At 67.1% G+C, this 20,785-nt stretch carries 7 protein-coding genes; 4 read left to right on the forward strand and 3 right to left on the reverse strand.

The genetic code is table 11. The features are described from left to right. Positions 1 to 106 precede the first annotated feature (106 nt). The 4 genes from NLI01S_RS14095 to NLI01S_RS14110 are packed head-to-tail and all read left to right on the forward strand — an operon-like array spanning position 107 to position 17,125. Positions 107 to 2,998 (forward strand): DEAD/DEAH box helicase, encoded by a 2,892-nt coding sequence (locus NLI01S_RS14095; protein WP_223809242.1) that lies wholly within the window; start codon positions 107 to 109, stop codon positions 2,996 to 2,998. Beyond that, complete coding sequence (locus NLI01S_RS14100; protein WP_067604508.1) at positions 2,995 to 7,932, forward strand: restriction endonuclease; 4,938 nt, start codon at positions 2,995 to 2,997, stop codon at positions 7,930 to 7,932. The genes NLI01S_RS14095 and NLI01S_RS14100 overlap by 4 nt, the downstream gene beginning before the upstream one ends. A gap of 2 nt (positions 7,933 to 7,934) precedes the next feature. Continuing rightward, positions 7,935 to 14,696 (forward strand): DEAD/DEAH box helicase, encoded by a 6,762-nt coding sequence (locus NLI01S_RS14105; RefSeq protein ID WP_067604510.1) that lies wholly within the window; start codon positions 7,935 to 7,937, stop codon positions 14,694 to 14,696. Then, a complete protein-coding gene (locus NLI01S_RS14110; protein ID WP_067604512.1) occupies positions 14,693 to 17,125 on the forward strand; it encodes a UvrD-helicase domain-containing protein in 2,433 nt (810 codons plus the stop codon). The genes NLI01S_RS14105 and NLI01S_RS14110 overlap by 4 nt, the downstream gene beginning before the upstream one ends. Positions 17,126 to 17,212: 87 nt before the next feature. Here the strand turns inward: NLI01S_RS14110 and NLI01S_RS14115 are convergent, their stop codons facing one another. From NLI01S_RS14115 to NLI01S_RS26400, 3 genes are all read right to left on the reverse strand, one after another. Further along, positions 17,213 to 18,184 (reverse strand): HNH endonuclease, encoded by a 972-nt coding sequence (locus tag NLI01S_RS14115; RefSeq protein ID WP_067604526.1) that lies wholly within the window; start codon positions 18,182 to 18,184, stop codon positions 17,213 to 17,215. A 347-nt stretch (positions 18,185 to 18,531) separates the two neighbouring features. Further along, entirely contained in the window at positions 18,532 to 20,484 is a 1,953-nt protein-coding gene (locus NLI01S_RS14120; protein WP_067604514.1) for a protein kinase domain-containing protein, read from the reverse strand. 41 nt (positions 20,485 to 20,525) lie between these two features. Further along, positions 20,526 to 20,785: hypothetical protein (locus NLI01S_RS26400; RefSeq protein ID WP_223809243.1), on the reverse strand; the 260-nt coding region annotated here is incomplete at its 5' end.

Below are 20,785 nucleotides of genomic sequence, written 5' to 3' on the forward strand. Positions count from 1 at the left end.
CCGAACCCCGGTTGATACCACTTCGAGTCCCAAAGGTGTCAACCGTGGTTCCCCGTCACGCGTGTGACGGTCAGAAGAACCGATGGCGGAGAGCGAGGGCCGTTCAGTGGCCGAAATCGAGGACCGGGCCCAGCCCCCGAGCAGGGCACAGGATCACCCCACCCCGCCCGGCGGCGGTCACTTCGCCCCCGGCGCCCGGGTCGTGGTCCGCGACGCCGAGTGGATGGTGCGCACCAGCACCCCCACCGACAACGACGGCCACCTCCTGCGCGCCGTCGGCGTCTCGGAGTTCGTGCGCGGGGAGGAAGGGCTCTTCTTCACCGGCATCGAGAGCATCGAACCCCTGCGCCCGGAGGAGACCACCCTGGTCCACGACCCCTCCTCCGGGTACGCGGAGAGCCGCCTCTACCTCGAATCGGTGCTGCGCCGCACCCCGCTGCCCCAGTCCGAGCGCCGCCTGGCCACCACCGGTGGTTTCCTGCTCGACGACAAGGTCTACCAGCAGCGCCCCGCCGAACTCGCCCTCAAGGCCCTGCGTCCGCGCGTGCTGATCGCCGACGTCGTCGGCCTGGGCAAGACCCTGGAGATCGGCCTCATCCTCGCCGAACTCATCCGCCGCGGCCGAGGCGAGCGCATTCTCGTCGTCACCCCGCAGCAGGTGCTGGAACAGTTCCAACAGGAGTTGTGGACCCGCTTCGCCATCCCGCTGGTGCGCCTGGACTCGGTGGGCCTGGAACGCATCCAGCGCGACATTCCGGCCGGGCGCAACCCCTTCCTGTTCTTCAAGCGCGCCATCATCTCCATCGACACCCTCAAGAACCAGGGCAAGTACGGCCAGCACCTGCGCAGCATGCACTGGGACGCCGTCGTCATCGACGAGTCGCACAACCTCATCAACGAGAACAACCTGCGCAACAAGCTCGCCCACGTCCTGGCCCGGCACACCGACGCCATGCTGCTGGCCTCGGCCACCCCGCACAACGGTGACTCCAAGTCCTTCGCCCAGCTCGTCAACCTCCTGGACCCGGCCGCCATCGCCGACCCCACCGAGTACACGGCCGAGCAGATCGAGCACCTCTACATCCGCCGCACCAAGGTCCACCCCGAGGTGCGCGCGGACATGGGCGACAAGTGGCCCGACCGCGGCCCCTCCATCCCCGTCCGGGTCGCCGCCACCCCGGCCGAGGAGGACGTCTTCGCCGAACTCACCCAGGTTTGGCTGGCCGGTGACGCCCGAGAGGGCGGCCCCGTCGTGCGCAGGGAGGGACGCCTCTTCCCCTACACCCTGCTCAAGGCGTTCCTGTCCTCCCACCGGGCCCTGGCCACCACCGCCGGCAACCGGCTCAAGACCCTGGAGCGCAAACGCGCCACCACCCCGGCCGGCGACCCCGCCCATGAGGCGGCGCTGGAGCGCGAACGCGCCGCCCTGGTCGAACTCAAGCGCCGCGCGGACAAGGTCGACGCCTCCTCCTCCGCCAAGTTCCAGGGCCTGCTCGGCCAGCTCAAGGAGATCGGCGTGGGTCGCACCAACCCCACCCGCGCCGTGGTCTTCTCCGAATCGGTGCCCACCCTCACCTGGCTGCACGCCGAACTCCCCGAGGCCCTGGGCCTGAAGCCCGAACAGGTCGCCCTCATGCACGGAGGCATGTCCGACACCGAACAACAAAGGGTCATCGCCGACTTCGCCCTCACCGACAGCAAGGTCCGCGTCCTGGTCACCGGCGACGTCGCCTCCGAGGGCGTCAACCTGCACCGTCAGTGCCACCACATCGTGCACTACGACCTGCCGTGGTCGCTCATCCGCATCGAACAGCGCAACGGCCGCATCGACCGCTACGGCCAAGAGCACGAACCCCAGTTCCGCGCGCTCATCCTCACCTCCACCGTCGACGGCGCCAAGGACGACACCACCGTCGCCGAGAAGCTGCTCGACAAGGAGGCCGAGGCCCACCGGAGCCTGGGCACGGCGGAGGCGGCGACCGGCCTGTACAGCGCCAAGAAGGAAGAGGACCGCCTCGTCCTGGACCTGCTGGAGGGCCGCACGGTCGAGGAGTCCATCGAGGCCTCCCGCACCCAGGTCGAGGACGACCCCTGGTCCCCCGACCTCTTCTTCGGCGACTTCGGCGTGGACGACGGCACCGCGCCGCCCGAGACCGCGCCCACCCCCGGCCTGTTCGACGACACCGAACAGTTCGTGCGCGCCGCCCTGGACACCGTGGGCGAGGGCCTGGACCTGAGCCAGGACGACAAACTCCTCGCCTTCACCCCACCCGAGGACCTCAAGCAGCGCCTCAAGGCCCTTCCCGCCGGCTACCTCAAGGACCACAAGGTCATGGAGCGGCTCAAGGTCACCTTCGACCGCGTCCACGCCCAGAACCGGCTGGACCAAGCCCGATCCACCAAGACCACCTGGCCCGACACCGGATACGTCACCGACCTGCACCCCATGGTGGAGTGGCTGGTCGACAAGGTGCAGGTACGCACCCCGCGCGGGCACGCCCACGTCTTGGTCGGGCAGGTGGACGAGCCGGTCTTCCTGGTGCAGGGCACCTACTCCAACGCCCTGGGCCAGCCCACGGTCGTGGAGTGGATGGGCGTCTCCGGACTACCGAACGAGCCCCGCGTGGAGGACATGTTCGAGGTGTTGGAACGCGCCGGGGTGGGCCCCGACATGGTCAACACCGGCCAGGGCGGCGATCTCGGCGCGCTCCAGGCCCTGGTCCCCGACGCGGTCCGTGTGGCCGATGAGCACCTGAGGTTGCGCCGCCAGGAGTACGAGGCCCGGATCGAGGCCGACCTGGCCGAACCCCAACGCCGGGTCGAGGAATGGGAACAGCTGGCCCTCCAAGGCCTGGAGAACAGCGCGCACAGCAAGCAGGACAAACGTCAGCAGGTACAGGACACGGCCGCCGAACAGCGGCGCCTGCTGGAGAAGATGCGGACCGACGGAGAACCCCTCCTGCGTGTCCTCGCCGTGCTGAAGGGTGCGAACCGATGAGCTACGACTCCGTGATCAACCGTGGCGAGTACTTCTCCGACCACTACCTGGCCGAGGTCCTGCCCAAGACCCTCAAGAAGGGCGTCTTCAAGGACTGGGCCGAACGCGAGGCCGCCGAGGCCCAGCGCGTGAGCACCGCCAAGGCCGACGAACACGCCACCGACGCCGAACGTCGTCGCCGGCCGGTCACCTCCCGCGAGAAGCTGCGCCGCCTGCGCGCCCGCTACTTCGAGGACCGGCCCGCCCTGGCCGAACACGTCGAACGCCTGCGCGAGAACCCGGACTCGATCACCGAGGCACGCCTGGCCGAGCACACCGAACGCCTACACGGGCTGCACCAGGCGATCCTGACCGCCCTGGGATACGAGCCCAAGGCCGAACCGCACACCGCGCACTTTGAACACGGCGACGACACCGTCGGCGTGCGCCTGGCCCTGCACCACCCCACCGTCGCCGCCATCGAGTGCGGCTGGGCACCCGACGTGGACGCCGCCATGGACCCCAACGGCGCCGGATGGCTCCTGGACCCGGTCCTGTTGGGAAACACCGGCCGCGAACGGATCGACCAGGGCACCAAACTGGTCTCCTGGCTCTTCGCGCGCGACGACGGCCTGCGCTACGTCCTGGTCCTGGTCGGCGGCGTGGTCGTGCTCGCCGACCGGGCAGTGTGGGGCGAGGGCCGCTACCTGGGCGTGAGCCTGGACGCCGCCCTCAGCAACAACGACACCGACGAACTCGGCACCATCGCCGCCCTGCTCGGCGCCGAGGCGCTGTTGCCCTCCGAGGACGGCAGCGGCGACGCCTTGTCGGAGCTGGTGGACTCCTCCAACCAGCACGCCGTGGGAGTGTCCAAGGAACTGCGCCAGGGCTTGCAGAGCTCGGTGGAGATCATCGCCAACGAGGTCTTGGACCGACTGCGCCAGGCCGGGGTCAGTCCGCACGACGTGGACACCGGCACCGGGCGTTCCTTCGCCGACGAACTCGCCCGCCAGTCGCTGCGGTACCTGTACCGGATCCTGTTCCTGCTCTACGCCGAGGCCCGCCCCGAACTGGGCGTGGTGCCGGCCAAGGACGAGGCCTACCTGCGCGGTTACAGCATGGCGCGCCTGGGTGACCTGGTCGTGCCCGACCTCCAGGGCGAGGAAGCGCGCGGCAGTACCCACCTGTACGAGTCTCTGGACCTGCTGTTCCGCATGGTCAACGAGGGCCACAACCAGCGCGGCCACCAGCTGAGCGACGAGGAGGCCGCCGGCTTGTCGGAGGGGGAGGGGCTGCGCTTCGAACCGCTCAAGGCCGACCTGTTCGACCCCGCGCGCACCGGCCTGATCGGGACCGGTCTGGTTCACCCCGATGACGACCCGGACGAGCCGGAGATGGCCCGGCTGGACACCCGCCTGCGCAACTCGGCCCTGCACCGGGTGCTGCGCAAGCTCATGCTGTCCCAGGGCAGCAAGAAGGGACGCGGCGGGTTCATCTCCTACGCTCAGCTCGGTATCAACCAGCTGGGCGCGGTGTACGAGGGGCTGATGTCCTACACCGGGCGCATCGCCGAGGAGACCCTGTACGAGGCGGCCAAGAACGGTGACCCCAAGGACGGGTCATGGCTGGTGCCGCACTCCAAGGTGGACGACTATCCGGACGGCGTGTGGGTGCACGTCAAGGACGAGAACGGCAAACCGACCGCCGAGCGTGTGGTGTACCGGCCGGGGCAGTTCGTCTACCGGTTGGCGGGGCGCGACCGGGAGACCAGCGCGTCGTACTACACCCCGGAGTCGCTGACCCGGCTGACGGTGCAGCTGACCCTGCGCGAGCGGCTGGACCAGAACGACACGGTCACCCCGGCACGCGAGCTGCTGGAGTGGACCATCTGCGAGCCCGCGCTCGGGTCGGGTGCCTTCCTCAACGAGGCGATCAACCAGGTCGCGGCGGAGTATCTGAAGCGTGCGCAGGATGAACGGGGTGAGCGACTCGACCCGGACAAGTACGCGGAGGAGTTGCAGAAGGTCAAGGCCTACATCGCCCTGCACCGTTCGTACGGAGTGGACCTGAACGAGACGGCGGTGGAGTTGGCCGAGGTCTCGCTGTGGTTGAACGTGATGTACCCGGGGTTGCAGGCACCCTGGTTCGGGTTGCACCTGCGGCGGGGTAACTCGCTGGTGGGCGCTCGTCGGGCCCTGTACTCTCCGGACGCGGTGAAGAAGGGCGAATGGCTCAAGAGCGCGCCCAAGGAGGTGCCCTTCCGGGATGGGGAGATCGAGGAAGGTCACATCCACCACTGGCTGCTTCCCGCGCAGGGCTGGGGGAGCGTGGCAGGGGAGAAGGAGGCCAAGAACCTCGCCCCGGAAGAGACGAAGAAGCTGGGCGACTGGCGCAAGTCCATGCGCAAGCGCCCGAAGGCGACCGGCAAGAAGTCAGAACTCAAGCGGCTTCAGGGTTTGTCCAGGCGGGCGGAGTACCTGTGGGGCTGGGTCATTCGCAGGCTTGAGCTTTCCGAGCAGGAGATCAGCCGCGAGATCGACGTCTACGGTGCCGACTGGATCGAGCAGCCGGAGAACCCGCTTTCGCGTGATGAGGTCAAGGCCCGGTTGGAGCGGAAGGGCAGCCCGTACTGGCGGCTGAAGACCGTCATGGACGCGTGGTGCGCGTTGTGGTTCTGGCCAGTGCAGAAGGCTGGGTTGCTGGACGGCAGCGACGAAGTTTACGGGCGTCTGGAGCGTTCTCTGGAAGTGAGCGCTTCCGGGGCAGACTCTCTATTCGATACGGGACAGAGCTCCAGCAAGAGCTTGGTGGACCTGGACAAGTGGCTCGACTTCGCTGAGGCCGTGCTCGGATCACACGACATCCCGGATGACTCGTTGTACGAGGGACAGATCCACAGCCTCGGTGAGTTGGGCGATGCGGAGGACATGCTGCCCGGCTTCATGGGCATGACCGAGCCCTATCGGATGGGCGAGAAGTTCCCCTGGTTGGCAGCCTCGGAGAACCTGGCCAAACAGCACGGTTTTTTCCACTGGGAACTCCAGTTCTCACACCTTTATAAGAGTCGCGGTGGTTTCGATATTCAGGTTGGAAACCCACCGTGGGTGCGCCCTCGTTGGGATGAGGCTTCTGTTCTTGCTGAAATAGACCCCTGGTTTAAGTTGGCGGAGCAACCTTCTGTTAAAGCCAAAGAAGGCCGAAAAAAATATCTTCTTGAAGAGGGCGAAACGGAGCGCTACTATCTGGTTGAGCTTGCAGCTGTGGCCGGGCTAAGTGATTTTATGTCCAGCTGTGTGAGCTATCAACTCCTTGCGGGCACGCAGCCAGATCTCTATCGCGGATTTATGGTTCGAGCATGGGCCAATATCTCTCCATTTGGTATTGCGGGACTGATTCACCCGGATACGCATTTTGGTGGATCTAAGGAGGCTTCGCTTCGGGGTGCTGCGTATCAATCCCTTAGAATCCATGCTCATTTTCGCAATGAAGCGAAGATTTTTCCCGAAGTTCACAACAATGTTTCATTTTCTATCAATGTATATGGCGAGTCGGGTGATATTGATTTCTTGAATAGTAGTTATCTTTACGGGGCAAGTGTTCTGGAGGGTTCCCTCAAGTATGGTGGATCTGGTCCGGTTCCCGGTGCTCGCTGGGGGGGTGGTTGGGACCTCAGGCCGCATGCTAAGAGGTTGATTCGGGTTAATTCAGGTGTCTTGAAAGAGTGGAGCGAAGTTTCGGGATCTGGGGAGGGCGAGTACTTAAAGGCCCCTTTGTTGTATCCGGTTACCAGCGATGAGGCGGGGGTGGTTTCTGCTATTGCCCGGTTCGCTTCAAGGCTAGGTTCTGATAATCCATCGGTGGTGCGTGGTTACGATGAGGTTGGGGCTAAAAAGAGTGGAATTATTGAACGTGATTCGTTTGTTCCAAAATCCTTGGATGAAGTTGTTCTTCAGGGTCCACATATCTCACAGTTGAACCCGTTGAGTAAGTACCCTAAGAATCCTTGCCTTGGGCAAAACGACTGGCTTCCTTTTGATTTGATAAATATCGGAGATTCGGAGATTTCACGAGTTAACTACAGAATTTCTCCGGGTGGCCTTTCTGGTGATATGGATGAAATGCGTGGCGTGAATGGCGCTGGCAATTATCGACTCGCGTGGCGTGCAATGATCCCATTTGACACTGAGAGAAGTCTTTTTTCTGCTCTAGTCCCTCCCGGCCCGTCCCACGTTCACGCCGTTCACTCTATGTGGCTTAAGAGTAATAAGCTTCTAGTGTTGAATGCTGGTTTCTGGGCATCACTACCGCTTGATTATTTGATGAGAATCACAGGTCGTTCTCATTTGCAGGTTTCTGAGGCTCAGAAAATGCCATCGCCGAACTTGGGAAATCCACTCGAATCTGCGCTTGTTGTCCGTGTAATGCGCCTGAATTCGCTAACTCGTTCATATTCTTCTCTTTGGGCAGAGCTTTTTGCTGAATCGTGGCTTCAGCAGTCCTGGGCTGTTAGCTGGGAGGGGTTGTCTCCTCTGCAAGGAGTTGCGCCGGAGTGGGATCGCGAATCGCCGTTGCGTACTGAGCGCGAGCGTCGTTCTGCGCTGGTGGAATTGGATGCTATCGTTGCGGTTTGGATTGGAATTTCAGCCGATCAACTTGCTGTTATTTATCGATCAAGGTTTCCCGTCCTTGCAGATAGGGAAGATTGGATCTGGTTTGATGCTAGTGGTCGAAAAGTAGCCAAGAATCACCACACCTTCGGATACGGGCAGGATAAGGACGACTACCTCCAACTCCAGAAGTATCTAGTGACTGGGAACCCCGCCGACATCCCCTCCGGCTACTCCGCGCCCTTCTACAAGGCCGACCGTGAAGCCGAGTATCGCGAGGCTCACGCCCACTTCACCGAGATCGTCGAGCGCGCGAAGCGCGATGGCACCTGGAACGGGGAGTCCTAACGATGCAGCCCACGCTCGCCGCCGCCGAGGTACGTCGCAACATCACCCAGTACCTCTCCACGACCTTCGCGCTCGCCGACGAACCGGTCCGTGAAGGCTTGGAATCGTTCTTCAACGACCCCACCCAAGGCATCTTCCGGGGCCCCTACCTCCGGGTTCGCACGCCCTTCCGGAAGTCCGACGACTCCTGGCGCTCGGCCCTGGAATGGCACCCGGCCGGCTTCACGCCGTTCCTGCACCAGGCGAAGGCCTTCCAGCGCCTGTCCTCCCTGGACAAGACCCCCGAACCCACCCTCATCACCACCGGTACCGGTTCCGGTAAGACCGAGTCCTTCCTCGTCCCGGTCCTGGACCACTGCCGTCGGGCCCGTGCCGCCGGCAAGCGCGGTGTCAAGGCGGTCCTGCTCTACCCGATGAACGCCCTGGCCACCGACCAAGCCGGACGTATCAATGACCGTCTCGCCGACCCCGCCCTGGCCGGGGTCACCGCTGGCCTGTACATCGGTGACACCCCCGCCACCGACTACAAGCACGTCGCCACCTCTCGGGGCGAGATCCGCCGCCTGCGCCCGGACGTGCTGGTCACCAACTACAAGATGTTGGACCTGCTCCTCCAGCGCGCCGACGACCTTCCTCTGTGGCGGGACTCCGAACTCACCTACGTGGTGGTGGACGAGTTCCACACCTACGACGGCGCCCAGGGCACCGACGTGGCCATGCTGCTGCGCCGTCTGGCCGCCGCTACCGGCAACGCCCGCCCCGGCCACCCGCTGGGCAACATCTGCCCCGTGGCCACCAGCGCCACCCTCGGTCAGGACGAGGCCGCCCCCAGCACCTCCGCCGACACCGTCCTGGACTCCGCCGACCCCACCAGCGCCATCTGCGAGGTCGCCGCGACCGTTTTCGGCACCCATTTCGGCCCCGACGCCATCATCGGCGAGGACCGGCTGGGCCTGGACGAGTTCATGGACGAGTTGGACTACGAACTCCCCGTCCCGCACCCGGTGCGGGTGGCCAACCTGCCCGACCCGCACGGCAACCCCGCCAACATGGGCCCGATCATGGCGGCCTTCACCGACCGGGACGACCTGACCCCCAGGGAACTCGGCGCGGTCCTGCGCAAGCACATCCTCACCAAGGCCGTACTGGCCATCCTGGACGGCGCCGTGCGGTCCATGGATGAGGTGCTCGAACAGCTCCCCGAGAACGGCGCCTACGTGTGGGGCGCGGCGATGCGCGGCACCCCCGAGCTGACCGCCGAGGCGCTGTCGCGCTACGTCGCGCTGCTCTCCCTGGCCCGGGACCCCGACGCGCCACCCCCGCCCAAGGGCAAACCCGACGCCGCCCTGGTGACGGTCGAGACGCACCTATGGGTGCGCTCGGTCTCCCGGCTGCTGCGGGCGGTCTCGGACCGGCCCTCCTTCGCCTGGCACGGCGAGACCCCCATCGGCCGCACCGCCGACACCACCACCGGCACCCTGGGCCACGCCCACCTGCCCGCCGTCTACTGCCGCCAGTGCGGCCGCTCCGGGTGGGCGGCCATCTCGCCCGAGTCCACCCCCGACGACCTGGACACCGCGCCAGAGAAGATCTACCGGACCGCCGTGACCGCCAAGCGCGGCCTGCGTCCGCTCATGCACGCCACCCGCAAGGAGGCCGCCGGCAGCGACTCCGCCCGAACGGTGCGGGTGCTGTCCTCGGCTGGCACGCACGTGCGCCCCGCCACCCAAGCCGACATCGACGCCTACGACGCCGGGGACTTCGACGGCGTGTTCGTGTACGTGGACGTGCGCCACGACGCCCAGGCCTTCCGGGCCGCCGAGAACGATCGCTGTCCGATCTGCGAAGCCGACCAGGGCACCCGCTTCCTCGGTTCGGGCCTGGCGGCCCTGGCCTCGGTGGCGGTCACCGAACTGTTCACCGGCGGCCAGCTCGCCCACGGCGACGACGTCCCCAAGACGTTGCTGTTCAACGACTCGGTCCAGGACGCCGCCCACCGCGCCGGGTTCGTCGCCAATCGCTCCTACACCTTCTCCGCCCGCTCCCTGCTCGCCTCCCAGATGGCCGAGGACGGCACCGGCAAGTACCTCAACGACCTCATCGCTGACACCGTCCTCCAGGCGCAAAAACCCAGCTTCCTGGCGTGCGTGGTCCCGCCCGACCTGCACGACCACAAGGGCATCGACGAACTCCTGGCCGGGGAGAGTACCGGCACCCAGGCCCAATGGGAGATGGTGGGCGAGCGGTTGGCCTTCACCGCCGTCATGGAGTTCGGGCTGCGTTCCCGACAGGGCCGCACCATCGAACTCACCCGCACCGCCACCGCCCACGTTCGTCTCCAAGACCCCGACCGGATCGCCGGTCTGGCCCGCGACCTGCTCCAACACAGCGCCGAAGCGCTCACCGGCCTGCCCGAACCCGAGGTGTTCCGCGGTTACGTGCGCGGACTGCTGGACCGTATCCGCACCCGGGGCGGAATCCGGCACCACTGGCTGGACAAGTGGATCGCCAACGCCGGGACCAAGCGTTACGGCACCATCTGGGGCAAGCGCCCCGACGGCATGCCGGCCTTCCCCAAGCCCAAACGCGGCGTCACCATGCCCGCGCCCCGCTTCCTGCTGGACCGGGCCAAGACCGGCAGCGAGTTCGACTCCATCGCCGGCAAGGGCACCTGGTACCAGGACTGGACCACCCGGTGCCTGGGCGTGCCCGCCGACGCCGCCACCCGCTACCTGGGTCGGCTCTTGGAACTGCTGCACGACGAAGGTGTCATCGCGCGTTTTTCCACCGACGACAACACCACCCGCGTCTACGGGCTCACTCCCGGCCACATCGGTGTCACCGGCATCGGGCCCGAGGAGGTCACCCGCGCGGGCCTGAGCTGTTCGGTGTGCAACTGGCGCCAGACCGTTCCCCTGGACCACCAAGGCGACTGGCGCCGGGCCCGCTGTCCCCGCTACCGCTGCTCGGGTGAGCTGCTGCCCGACGAGAACCCGCGCTTTCGCAGCGACTACTACCGGCGCCTGTACCGGGAGGCCGAACCCTTCCGGGTGACCACCGCCGAACACACCGGCCAGCTCACCCGTGCCCAACGCGAGAACGTGGAACGGGCGTTCAAGGAAGGGGACCGCCACACCGACCCCAACGTCCTGTCGGCCACCCCCACCTTGGAACTGGGCATCGACATCGGCGACCTGTCCGCCGTCATCCTGGGTTCCCTGCCGCGCGGGCCCGCCAACTACGTGCAGCGCGCTGGCCGGGCCGGGCGCCGCACCGGCAACGCCTTCCTGCTCACCTTGGTGGGCCGGCGCGCCCGCGAGCAGTACTACCTGCAAGAGCCCCGCGACATGATCGCCGGGCGCATCGCGCCCCCAGGCAGCTTCCCCTCGGCGGTGGAGATCCTGCGCCGCCAGTACGTGGCCCACCTGATCGACCTGGCCGCCCGCGAGCGGTTGCCCGGCTGCCCGGCACTACCAGGACGGGCCGCCGACCTCTTCGGCGACCTGGGCTGGCTACGCGGGTTCACCGCCTCCGCTTTGAAGATCGGCCCCGAACAGATGAAGGCCTTCCTGGACCTGTTCACCGGCGCCGGAGACGACGTCGACCCCGAGGCCGCCGAGCAGCTGGAGAAGTTCGCCAAGGAGGGGTTGCGGGCCAAGCTCGAGGCCGCCGAACGCGCCTGGGACGAACGCCTCGACGACCTGCGCGAGCGCGTGGCCACCGTCAAGGGCGAGATCGACCGCCTCTTGGACTCCGACCCCGAACAGAAGGGCCGCAAGCGCGCCTTGAAGGCCGAACGCGCCGCGGTGCAGCGTCGCATCGGCGAGATCGGTCGCGCCGGGGCGCACGGGGTGCTGGTCGAGTACGGGGTGCTGCCCAACTACTCGCTCATCGACGGGGCCGTCGACCTGGAGGCCACCCTCACCTGGGACGAGGAGGGCCCCGACGGAGATCGGGCCTTCCGCTCCGAGGTGCGCGAGTACCAGCGCGCCGCCCGTATGGCCCTGACCGAGTTCGCCCCCGGCAACCACTACTACGTTCGTGGATTCCGGCACCAGATCGACGGTCTGGACATCGGCTCCCGGGCCCGGCAGGCCTACCACCCTTGGCGCGTCTGCCCGGGGTGTGGATACGTGCGCACCCATAACGCCGAGAACGACACCTCGCCCTGCCCGCGCTGCCAGAACGCCTTCATCGGCGACCGCTCCAACCTGCACCTGGTGTTGGAGCCCACCCGCGTGCACGCCCGCGATCGCCGCGAGGACGCCCTCATCCGGGACGACCACGACGACCGACGCCGCGAGTACTACCAGACGGCCGTGGCCGTGGACATCCCCGCGGACCGGGTCGAGGAAGGCGCCTGGCGGCACGCCAGGCACGCCTTCGGTGTGGAGTTCACCCGCGAGGCCACCGTGCGCCGATTCAACCTGGGCCGACAAGGCGCCAAACGCACCTCCGAGGTCTCCTTCGCCGGTGAACAGGTGGCGATCAATCCCTTCCAGGTGTGCCGGGCCTGCGGCGGCGCCACCGCCGACGACCCGGTCCAGGCCGTGTCCGGGGTGCTGGGCAGCCAGTACAACAACGAGCGCAGCTACCACCGGCCCTGGTGCTCGCAGCGACGCGGCGACGACGTCGAACACGTGCCCCTGCTGCTCGCGCACACCCTGCGCACCGAGGCGCTGCGCATCCTGCTGCCCGTGGCCACCGTGCACACCCAGGAACGCATGGTCAGCTTCAAGGCCGCGCTCATGGCCGGGTTCGCCCGCGTCTACGGCGGCGCCCTGGACCACCTGGACGCCGTGGTCGCCACCATGCCCGACGCCGACACCGGCCACCAGCGCCGCTACCTGGTCGTCTACGACACCCTGCCCGGCGGCAGCGGCTACCTGAACCCGCGCAAGGGTGCCGACGGCATCCACAAGATCCTCTGGGCCGCACGCCGGATGTTGGAGGAGTGCCCCTGCGCCTACGAGCCCACCGGCCGTCAGGCCTGCCACCGCTGCTTGCTCGCGCACGTGGACGACCGCGAGTTCCCCTTCGCGGACCGCGAGGTGGCCCGGGGCATGCTCGCCGACCTGCTCGACGACTGGCGCACCGCCGACGTGCCCCATACCGGCCTGATCTCCCTGTGGGACCAGGTGGAGAGCGAGCTGGAGGGGCGCTTCCTCGGCGCGATGGAACGTTGGGCCCAAGAGGGCGGCGCCGCCCGTTCCTTCAAACGCGAGGGCGAGGTGAACGGGAGCAAGAAGGCGGTCCTGCGCCTGAACACCGACCAGGGCGTGGTGAGCTGGGAGGTCATCTTGCAGAACACCATCGGCCTCACCCGCCCCGACGTGGTGTTCCGTCGACTGGACTCGGCCCGCCAACAGGTCGCCGTGTACCTGGACGGGTACCGCTACCACGCGGCCCCGGACAAGAACCGGATCGCCGACGACGCCGCCAAGCGCGCCTGGCTGCGCTCCCAGGACATCACCGTCTTCGCGCTCACCTGGGACGACGTGGAATTCCTGGAGAAGGGCAAGGACGCGGCGGTGCTCAAGAAGGGCACCCCGGTCTGGGAGCCCTACGACACGGGCGGGCGCATGGTCGCCCAGAAGGCGTTCGCCGGCTCCGACCCCAAGGAACTGGAACGGCTCACCTGGATCAACCCGGCTCGGGCCCTCTTCGCCTACCTCACCGACCCCGACGACAAGGCGTGGGCCGGGCGTAGCGCCGCGTTGGTGGCCGGGATGCTCGGGCTCAAGGGCACCGACCGGACCCAGGTGCCGGGCATCGAAATGGCGCCCCGATTCACCTCCGTGCTGGAGGGGGAGGCCCTGCCCAAGCCGGTTCGGGAGGGGGAGTGCCAGCTGGTTCGCGGGGTCGACGCCTCGGGGCTGCGCACCGTGGTCATTCGTCAACTGGCGCAGAGGGCCTTCAGCGCCGTGGTGGTCCTGGACGACCGCACCGAGACCATCACCGCCGACGTCGACGCGCACAAACGCCGCTGGAAGGCCTGGCTGTACTGGGGCAACCTCGTGCAGTTCCTGCCCGCCCAGGGCGGGGACGGCGCGCAGTTGGCGCTGAGCACGTTGGATACCTTCGACGCCGCGTCGCTGGTCGCGTTCGGTGGACACGGTTTCGAGGCGAGCGTGGCCCAGCACCCGCCGGCGGAGTCGGAGGTCGAGGAACTGCTCGGCGACACCCTCCTGCGTTCGGTCTCCTCCGCGCCCCGAGTGGAGCCGGCACGGGAGGAACCGGTCGAGGTCGAGCCGGTCGCTGTGGAGCCGGCCGCTGTGAGCGGGGTCGAAGCGGGCGAGATCGAGCCGGTCCCGGCCGGGGCGACACCGGCCAGGGCCGAGGAGGTCACGGAACCGGCTGCCGTGGAACCGGCGGACACCGCCGTCAGCGACCCTGCCTGGGAACAGGTCTGGGAGCTGGTGGAGGTGGAGGACCCCGCGCTGACCGCGCTCGCCGAGGAACTGTCCCGGCACGGCGTCCCCGTGCCCGAGGTCGGCTACGAACTGGAGGCCCCCGGGCTGTGGGCCGCCGAGTTGGCCTGGCCCGATCGGGGCGTGGCCGTGGTGCTGCCCGCCGAACTCCAGGGCGGCGTCGACGAACGCGACCGTTGCGTGGCCGCCTACATCGCGGCAGGCTGGCACGTTCGAGAGGCCGCCGACTGGAACGCGGCCGACCTGGTCGACCTGCTGACCGCGAGCACCGACCGCCCCCAGGAGCGATCCGCCCAGCGGCCCGCTCGTGACGAAGAGAAAGCGAAGGGTTGAGCGTGCCCACCAAGACCACCCTGCGGCTGCTGGACAAGGCGGACAAGCAGATCCGCAAGCTCCCCCAGAACGTCAAGGGCGCCCTGTACGACTTCCAGTACAAGTTCCGGGAGAACCCCGACGCCACCGGGCTGAGGTTCAAACAGCTCAAGGGGCACGACAAGCTGTTCTCGGCGCGGGTCAACGCCGACTACCGGGCGCTGCTGTTCCACGTGGGCGGCGGCGACTACATCCTGGTGGGCGTGCGCGCGAGGCAGCACGTCTACGACAACCTCGACCGGTTCCGGTACGAGGTCAACCAGGTCACCGGCGCGCTGGAGATCTTCGGGATCGTGGAGTCGCGCGAGACCACCGAGGAGGCCGCCCCGGATCCCGGCCCCGGCTCGGTCGTCGAGTCGGCCCCGGAGGGCGCCGAGCAGGAACCGCCCGCCGCCGAGCCCGAGCCGGTCCCCGTGCCCCCGGCCCCGGAACCGGCTCCCGAGGTGAGCGAACCCCCGACGACGCCACTGTTCGCCGACCACACCCCCGACCGCTTCCGTGCCCTCGGTGTCGCCGAGGGCCTCATCGCCGAAGCACTGGAGGTGTGCAGCGAGAGCGCGCTACTGGAACTGGTGTACGGCGCCCCCGCCCACACCGAGGAGGTCCTGCTCGCCCTCGCCGACGGCCGCGACTTCGACGAGGTCCTCAAGGACATCACCGGCCCCGTCACCGCCACCGAACCGGTCGACACCTCCGACATCACCGCCGCCCTGGCCCGGCCCACCACCCGGGTCACCACCTCCGACACCGACCTGCGCGAGGTGCTGGAGGACGACTTCTCCGCCTGGAAGGTGTTCCTGCACCCCACCCAGTACAAACTGGTCGAGCGCTCCTACCGGGGCCCCGCCCGGGTCAGCGGAGGTCCCGGCACCGGCAAGACCATCGTGGCGCTGCACCGGGTCAAGCACCTGGTGGAGAGCCTGCCGCGAGGCCGCAACAAGGCGGTCCTGCTCACCACCTACAACACCAACCTGGCCGCCGACCTGCGCCACCGACTTCTCGACCTGGCCGGACAAGAGGTCGTGGACCGGGTCGACATCGTCAACATCGACAAGCTGAGCTTCCGGATCGTCAACGAGAGCGGCCAGGGCGGCCATGGACGTCGGCCCATCTTCGACAACCAGGTCGGCCGTGAATGGCGGAGCATGGTCACCGAACTCGGCGAACAGCGCTGGACCGCCGAGTTCCTCGAAGACGAGTGGAACCAGGTCATCCTGGGCCAGGGCATCCGCTCCCGTTCGGAGTACTTCCGGGCCCGCCGGGCCGGGCGGGGACAGCGCATCAGCCGCGCCCAGCGCGCCGAGATCTGGCAGTTGGTGGAACGGTTCACCATGCGCCTGGAGGAGAAGGGCGTGTGGACCTTCCGACAGGTGGCCCAGGCCGCCGCACAGGCCGAAGCCGAACGGGCCGCCAAGATCCTGGCCAACCGCGAAAGCGAGGGCCGTGAGGGCGGCCAGTTCCTGCATCGCGCGGACGAATCCTTCACCCGCCTGCGCTTTCGCTACGAACACGTGGTGGTCGACGAGGCCCAGGACCTGAGCTCGGCGCACTGGACCCTGCTGCGCGCCATGGTCGACCACGGCGAGAACGACATCTTCCTGGTCGGCGACACCCACCAGCGCATCTACGACAACCGGGTGTCCCTGGGCGCACTCGGCATCAATATCCGGGGACGGTCCTCCCGGCTCACCCTCAGCTACCGCACCACCCGGGAGATCCTGGGCTCGGCGCTGGGGCTGCTGGGGGAGGAGGACTGGGACGATCTGGACGATGGCGTCGACACCCTGTCGGGGTACCGGTCGGTGCTGCGCGGGCCCCGACCCGCCTTCCGCGGATCGCCCACCTGGGCGGCCGAATGCGAGGCCATCGTCTCCTGGGCCCGAGAACTCCAGGAGAACGCCCCCCACGACGCGGTACCGTCCATCGCGGTGGCCGCGCCCACCGGCGACGAGGTCGACGAGGTGCAGTTCACCCTGAACAAGGCCGGGGTGCGCGCCGCCAAACTCGGCAAGGAGGGCCCACCCGCCGGCTTCGAACAGGCGGTGCACGTGGGCACCCTGCACCGGTTCAAGGGACTGGAGTACCAGCACGTGGCCATCGCGGGGGTGAGCGAGGGGCTGGTGCCCCGCGCCGACCTGGAGCGGCTGCGCGAGAGCGACCCGGCCCGGTACCGCCAAGAGGTGCAAAAGGCGCGGTCCACGCTGTTCGTGGCGGCCACCCGGGCCAGGGACTCGCTGGTGGTGTCCTGGCACGGCGACCCCAGTCCGCTGCTGCCCGAGAGGGTGGTGACGGAGACCGTTGAGCCGGAGGGCGAGCGCGACGCCGACCGCTCCGAGGACGACGACTTCGCCGACGGCGGCCTGTTCAAGCCCCCGGGCGCCCTGATCTAGGGATTCAGGCGCTGAACGATGAGTGGCCCCGTCCTCCATCCGAAGGGCGGGGCCACTCACCAAAGAGGCGCCGATGCCGGACCTGAGTCACCTGGCCCTGAAGACCTTGCTCAGATGCCATCCCAGGGCGTCCCGAGAAGGGCGATCCACCTTCGCCTTGGGGACGGTCACCGGCTTGTCCGCCAAAGCGGTGTATTCCTCGGTATCGGGGAAGTCCTCGCGCAGGCGGGGGCTGATCCGGACCTTCAGGTTCGGGGCCACTGACAGGTAACCCAGGTCGAAGAGCCTGTGTACGTCTGAGCGTAGAAGCAGGCCGTTGTCGAGTCGGTGCAGGCCGCCCGCGGCCACCGGATGGATGTGCGCGGCTTCCAACACCGGACGTACGGCCTGGTGGGTGATGGCGCATCGGCCGTCATATGCGTCCAGCAACGCGAGTTTGAACGCTTCCTGTCCCAGGCGACGCCGGGTGGGGGCGGCCTGACCGAACATCTGGCCATGGTGTTCCCAGGTGGCCCTCACGGTGCTCTTGTCCTCGGCGAGGACCTCCGAAGGTCTCTGCTTGAAGATCCGTTCGATGACGGGGGCGAAGTAGCCGGCGACTTCGTGGTCGGTGATGTTCTCGTAGCCCCTGCCCTGAACGAGGTTGTAGGCCCAGTCGGGAGGTGGCGGGAAGGTCTCTTCCTCGGGCAGGAACACCGGGTCACGCAGCATGATGCAGCCGATGAGGGGATCTTCTCCTGGCTGGATCAAGGCCATCTTGTTCTTCGCGCGATACTTGTTGAGCGCCTCGCGTAGCTCTTCGGGCCCTTTCCTGCCGTTGCCTTCCTCGAACGCCGCCCAGGACTCGGACAGGGGTACGAACGCGAAACCGCTGAAGACGGCGCCGCCCACGATCCGGTCATGCGGCTTGTGGGTTTTGAAGAGGAACGGGTCCCCGGGGGAGAGTGCCACGAAGCGTTTCTGTCCCGCAGGACGCCAGAAGTTGATCTCATCCAGCTCGGGGCGCTGAGCGAGAAAGTCGGCCCAAGTCTTGTCCGTGACGCCCACAAATGCCTTCATGTCCGACATTGTGGGTCATGTGTTGGGCAGGTTGCTCCTGTGTCGGCCGGGGTCGGCAGGGCCGCCATCGTGAAAGACCTGGCGAGAGCGCATGAGCCCGTGTCCACATCCGGCCAAGGGGGTTCTCACGATGGACGGTGCACCCTGGCGGAACCCTCATCACCAGGGGCGACACCGGAGTGTGCTGGTGGACCCGGGCGGGTTACCGCCTCAAAGCCACCCTGGCTGCGACGCTGTTGTCGGTCACCGATCCGGTGCAGCGGCCCACGGACCTGTCCGTGTGGTTGTGGGAGGACGTGATCGCACGGACATGGGCTTGGGGCCGTGAAGGGGCGTTCGGAGCCCGGTCATATGGCGGGGTAGGGCTCGTTCTCTTCCTCGCCTTTGCGAAAGTCGGCCAGGGACCGTTTGATTCCCTCCATGAGCTCGTCCAGGTCACCGAGGCGCTCCTTGGCCACGGCGCTGCCCTGATCGGCCGCGGATCGATAGTGCTGCTCCGCCATCCACCGCATATCGAGTGATCGGTAGAGGTCACCGGCCTCGATGAGGACGTCCACCCCGTCGATGGACAAAGCCCGGTCGTACCACTTACGAGCAGCGTGCACGTAGCCCGCCTCACTCAGATCCCAAGACCAGAACAGCATGCCCAGAGCATCGTGGGAATCGATGGCCTGCATCAGCCACCGCTCGGCCTCCTCCATTTCGCCATCGCCGGTGTGCAGAGCGCCCAAGAACGCCAGTGCCCTACTGAAACCACTGTCGGCGGACCTGCGAAGCATCTGTTCGGCCTCATCAGAGCGTCCGGTGACCATGAGGAGCCAGCCGAGTTCGAAGCTGATTTCAGGTGCGTGCCGATGATCGAGAGCTGCGCGTAGCAACCCTTCGGCCGTCCGGAACCGGCCGGCCCGGAACAGGGAGATTCCGAGCGTCATCATGCAGATGGGGTCCCCATGCCGGGCGCCCCAGTCGAGTACCGTCCTCGCGACCTCGGCCTCGCCTTCGCGTAGTGCGCCGGCAACGACGCGTGAAGGGTACTTCGCGCTTGTCGCGGCGAGAATCCACAACCCCCAAGGGATGGGCCCCGTGGATTCGGCGAAGTGGGTGTCGGCGGGGAACCACTCGTCCGGGCCGACGGATACCAGCAGCCCTCCGCCGTGAGGTGAGGGGAGGGCGACCCACTCCAGATCCTTGGTGAAGGAGGCGTTCTCCGGCAGCGAGACACCTTCCAAATGGATGACATGGGCTTCGGCGAGCAGGTTGGTGGACACAGAGGAAAGGCCCGCGCGGACGAGGTCGGTCACGGTCCGGGCCAGGACATGCGCCAATTGGTGTGCCGGAGCCTCGGGCCCTGGTGGAGTCGGGTCCGTCGTCTCCTCGTCGAAGGAATCCCCTTCTCCCCACAGGTCCCAGAAGTCATCCTCATCGGTCACCACTCGGGTGGGACTGACGAGTGTGGAAGGGGATGCCTCCGTGTACCGGAGGGTTCGGGTGTCGGGCACCCGCATCATGGTGACGCGTCGTTGTAGGTCCTGCGCGGTGGGGCGATCGGCCGGATCCTTGGAGAGACACTCGTGGATGATGCTTCGGAACGGTTCCCGCACGTCGTGCAGATCGGGGCTACCGGACAACAGCTGATGGATCCACGCCGCTTGGTTGTGAGCGGGAAAGGCCTCCTTGCCGGTGGCGGCGAAAGTGAGCAGGGCTCCCCAAGCAAAGATGTCCACCGCGGGTGTCAGTGGGTCGTCCGTCACCTGTTCGGGGGACATGTAGCCCCGGGTACCGATCGTGCCGCTGGCGATCACGGCGAAGGGTTCCAGGGCTCGGGCGATCCCGAAGTCGATGACTCTGGGACCATCCGGGGCCAGAAGGATGTTCTCGGGTTTCAGGTCGCGGTGGAGTACCCCGGCGGCGTGGATCGCCACGAGCGCTCCGGCGGTGTCCACGGCCAAACGCTGCAACTGGGCGCCCTGAAGGGGGCCTTCATCCAACACCGCCGTTCGCAGGGTCGGGCCGTCGATGAACTCGGTCGCGATCCAGGGGGTCGGGCAATCGCTGTCGGCGCCCAGAACGGGCGCGACGCAGAAGGGACTGACCTTCTGTAGCTGATCGATCTCCCGGGTGAACCTCCACCGTGCCTCGCTACTGTCGATGAGCTCAGGGCGAAGAAACTTGATGGCGGCCTGCGCACCCGCGTCCCCCACGCCGAGGTACACGTCACCGAAGCCGCCGCTGCCCAACCGCCGAGAGGTCACGCGGTAACCGCCGACGTTCTTCGGGAGCCATGAAGGGGGGTGGGCCATGAAGTGCCTTCCATGGTCGAGATCGGGGGTTTTGCGGGTCACTATTCAGGCCAAGGACTCTGGTGAGCGGGCCTGATCAGGAGATCGGTCAGTTGGCTGCCGATCACTCCTTCTCGGGAGAAGTCCGCCGGGGTGAAGGAGCGATCGATCTTGGGGAGGAGTGCACGCAACCGGTCCAAGGCCCAGGTTCCGATGGTTTGGGACAGATCCTCGGGTAGCGGGACGAGGTAGGTCCCCTTCGACGCGGAACGCTCTTCGTCCCATTCGTCCCTCAACAAGAACTCGACGGCGATGGTGCCGG

The sequence above is a fragment of the Nocardiopsis listeri NBRC 13360 genome (assembly GCF_001570765.1).
GTDB classification, from domain to species: domain Bacteria; phylum Actinomycetota; class Actinomycetes; order Streptosporangiales; family Streptosporangiaceae; genus Nocardiopsis; species Nocardiopsis listeri.

Coding starts and splice junctions, on each gene's coding strand:
- NLI01S_RS14105 (WP_067604510.1), top strand. CDS start 7,935: ATGCAGCCCACGCTCGCCGCCGCCGAGGTACGTCGCAACATCACCCAG.
- NLI01S_RS14120 (WP_067604514.1), bottom strand. CDS start 20,484: ATGGCCCACCCCCCTTCATGGCTCCCGAAGAACGTCGGCGGTTACCGC.
- NLI01S_RS14115 (WP_067604526.1), bottom strand. CDS start 18,184: ATGAAGGCATTTGTGGGCGTCACGGACAAGACTTGGGCCGACTTTCTC.
- NLI01S_RS14100 (WP_067604508.1), top strand. CDS start 2,995: ATGAGCTACGACTCCGTGATCAACCGTGGCGAGTACTTCTCCGACCAC.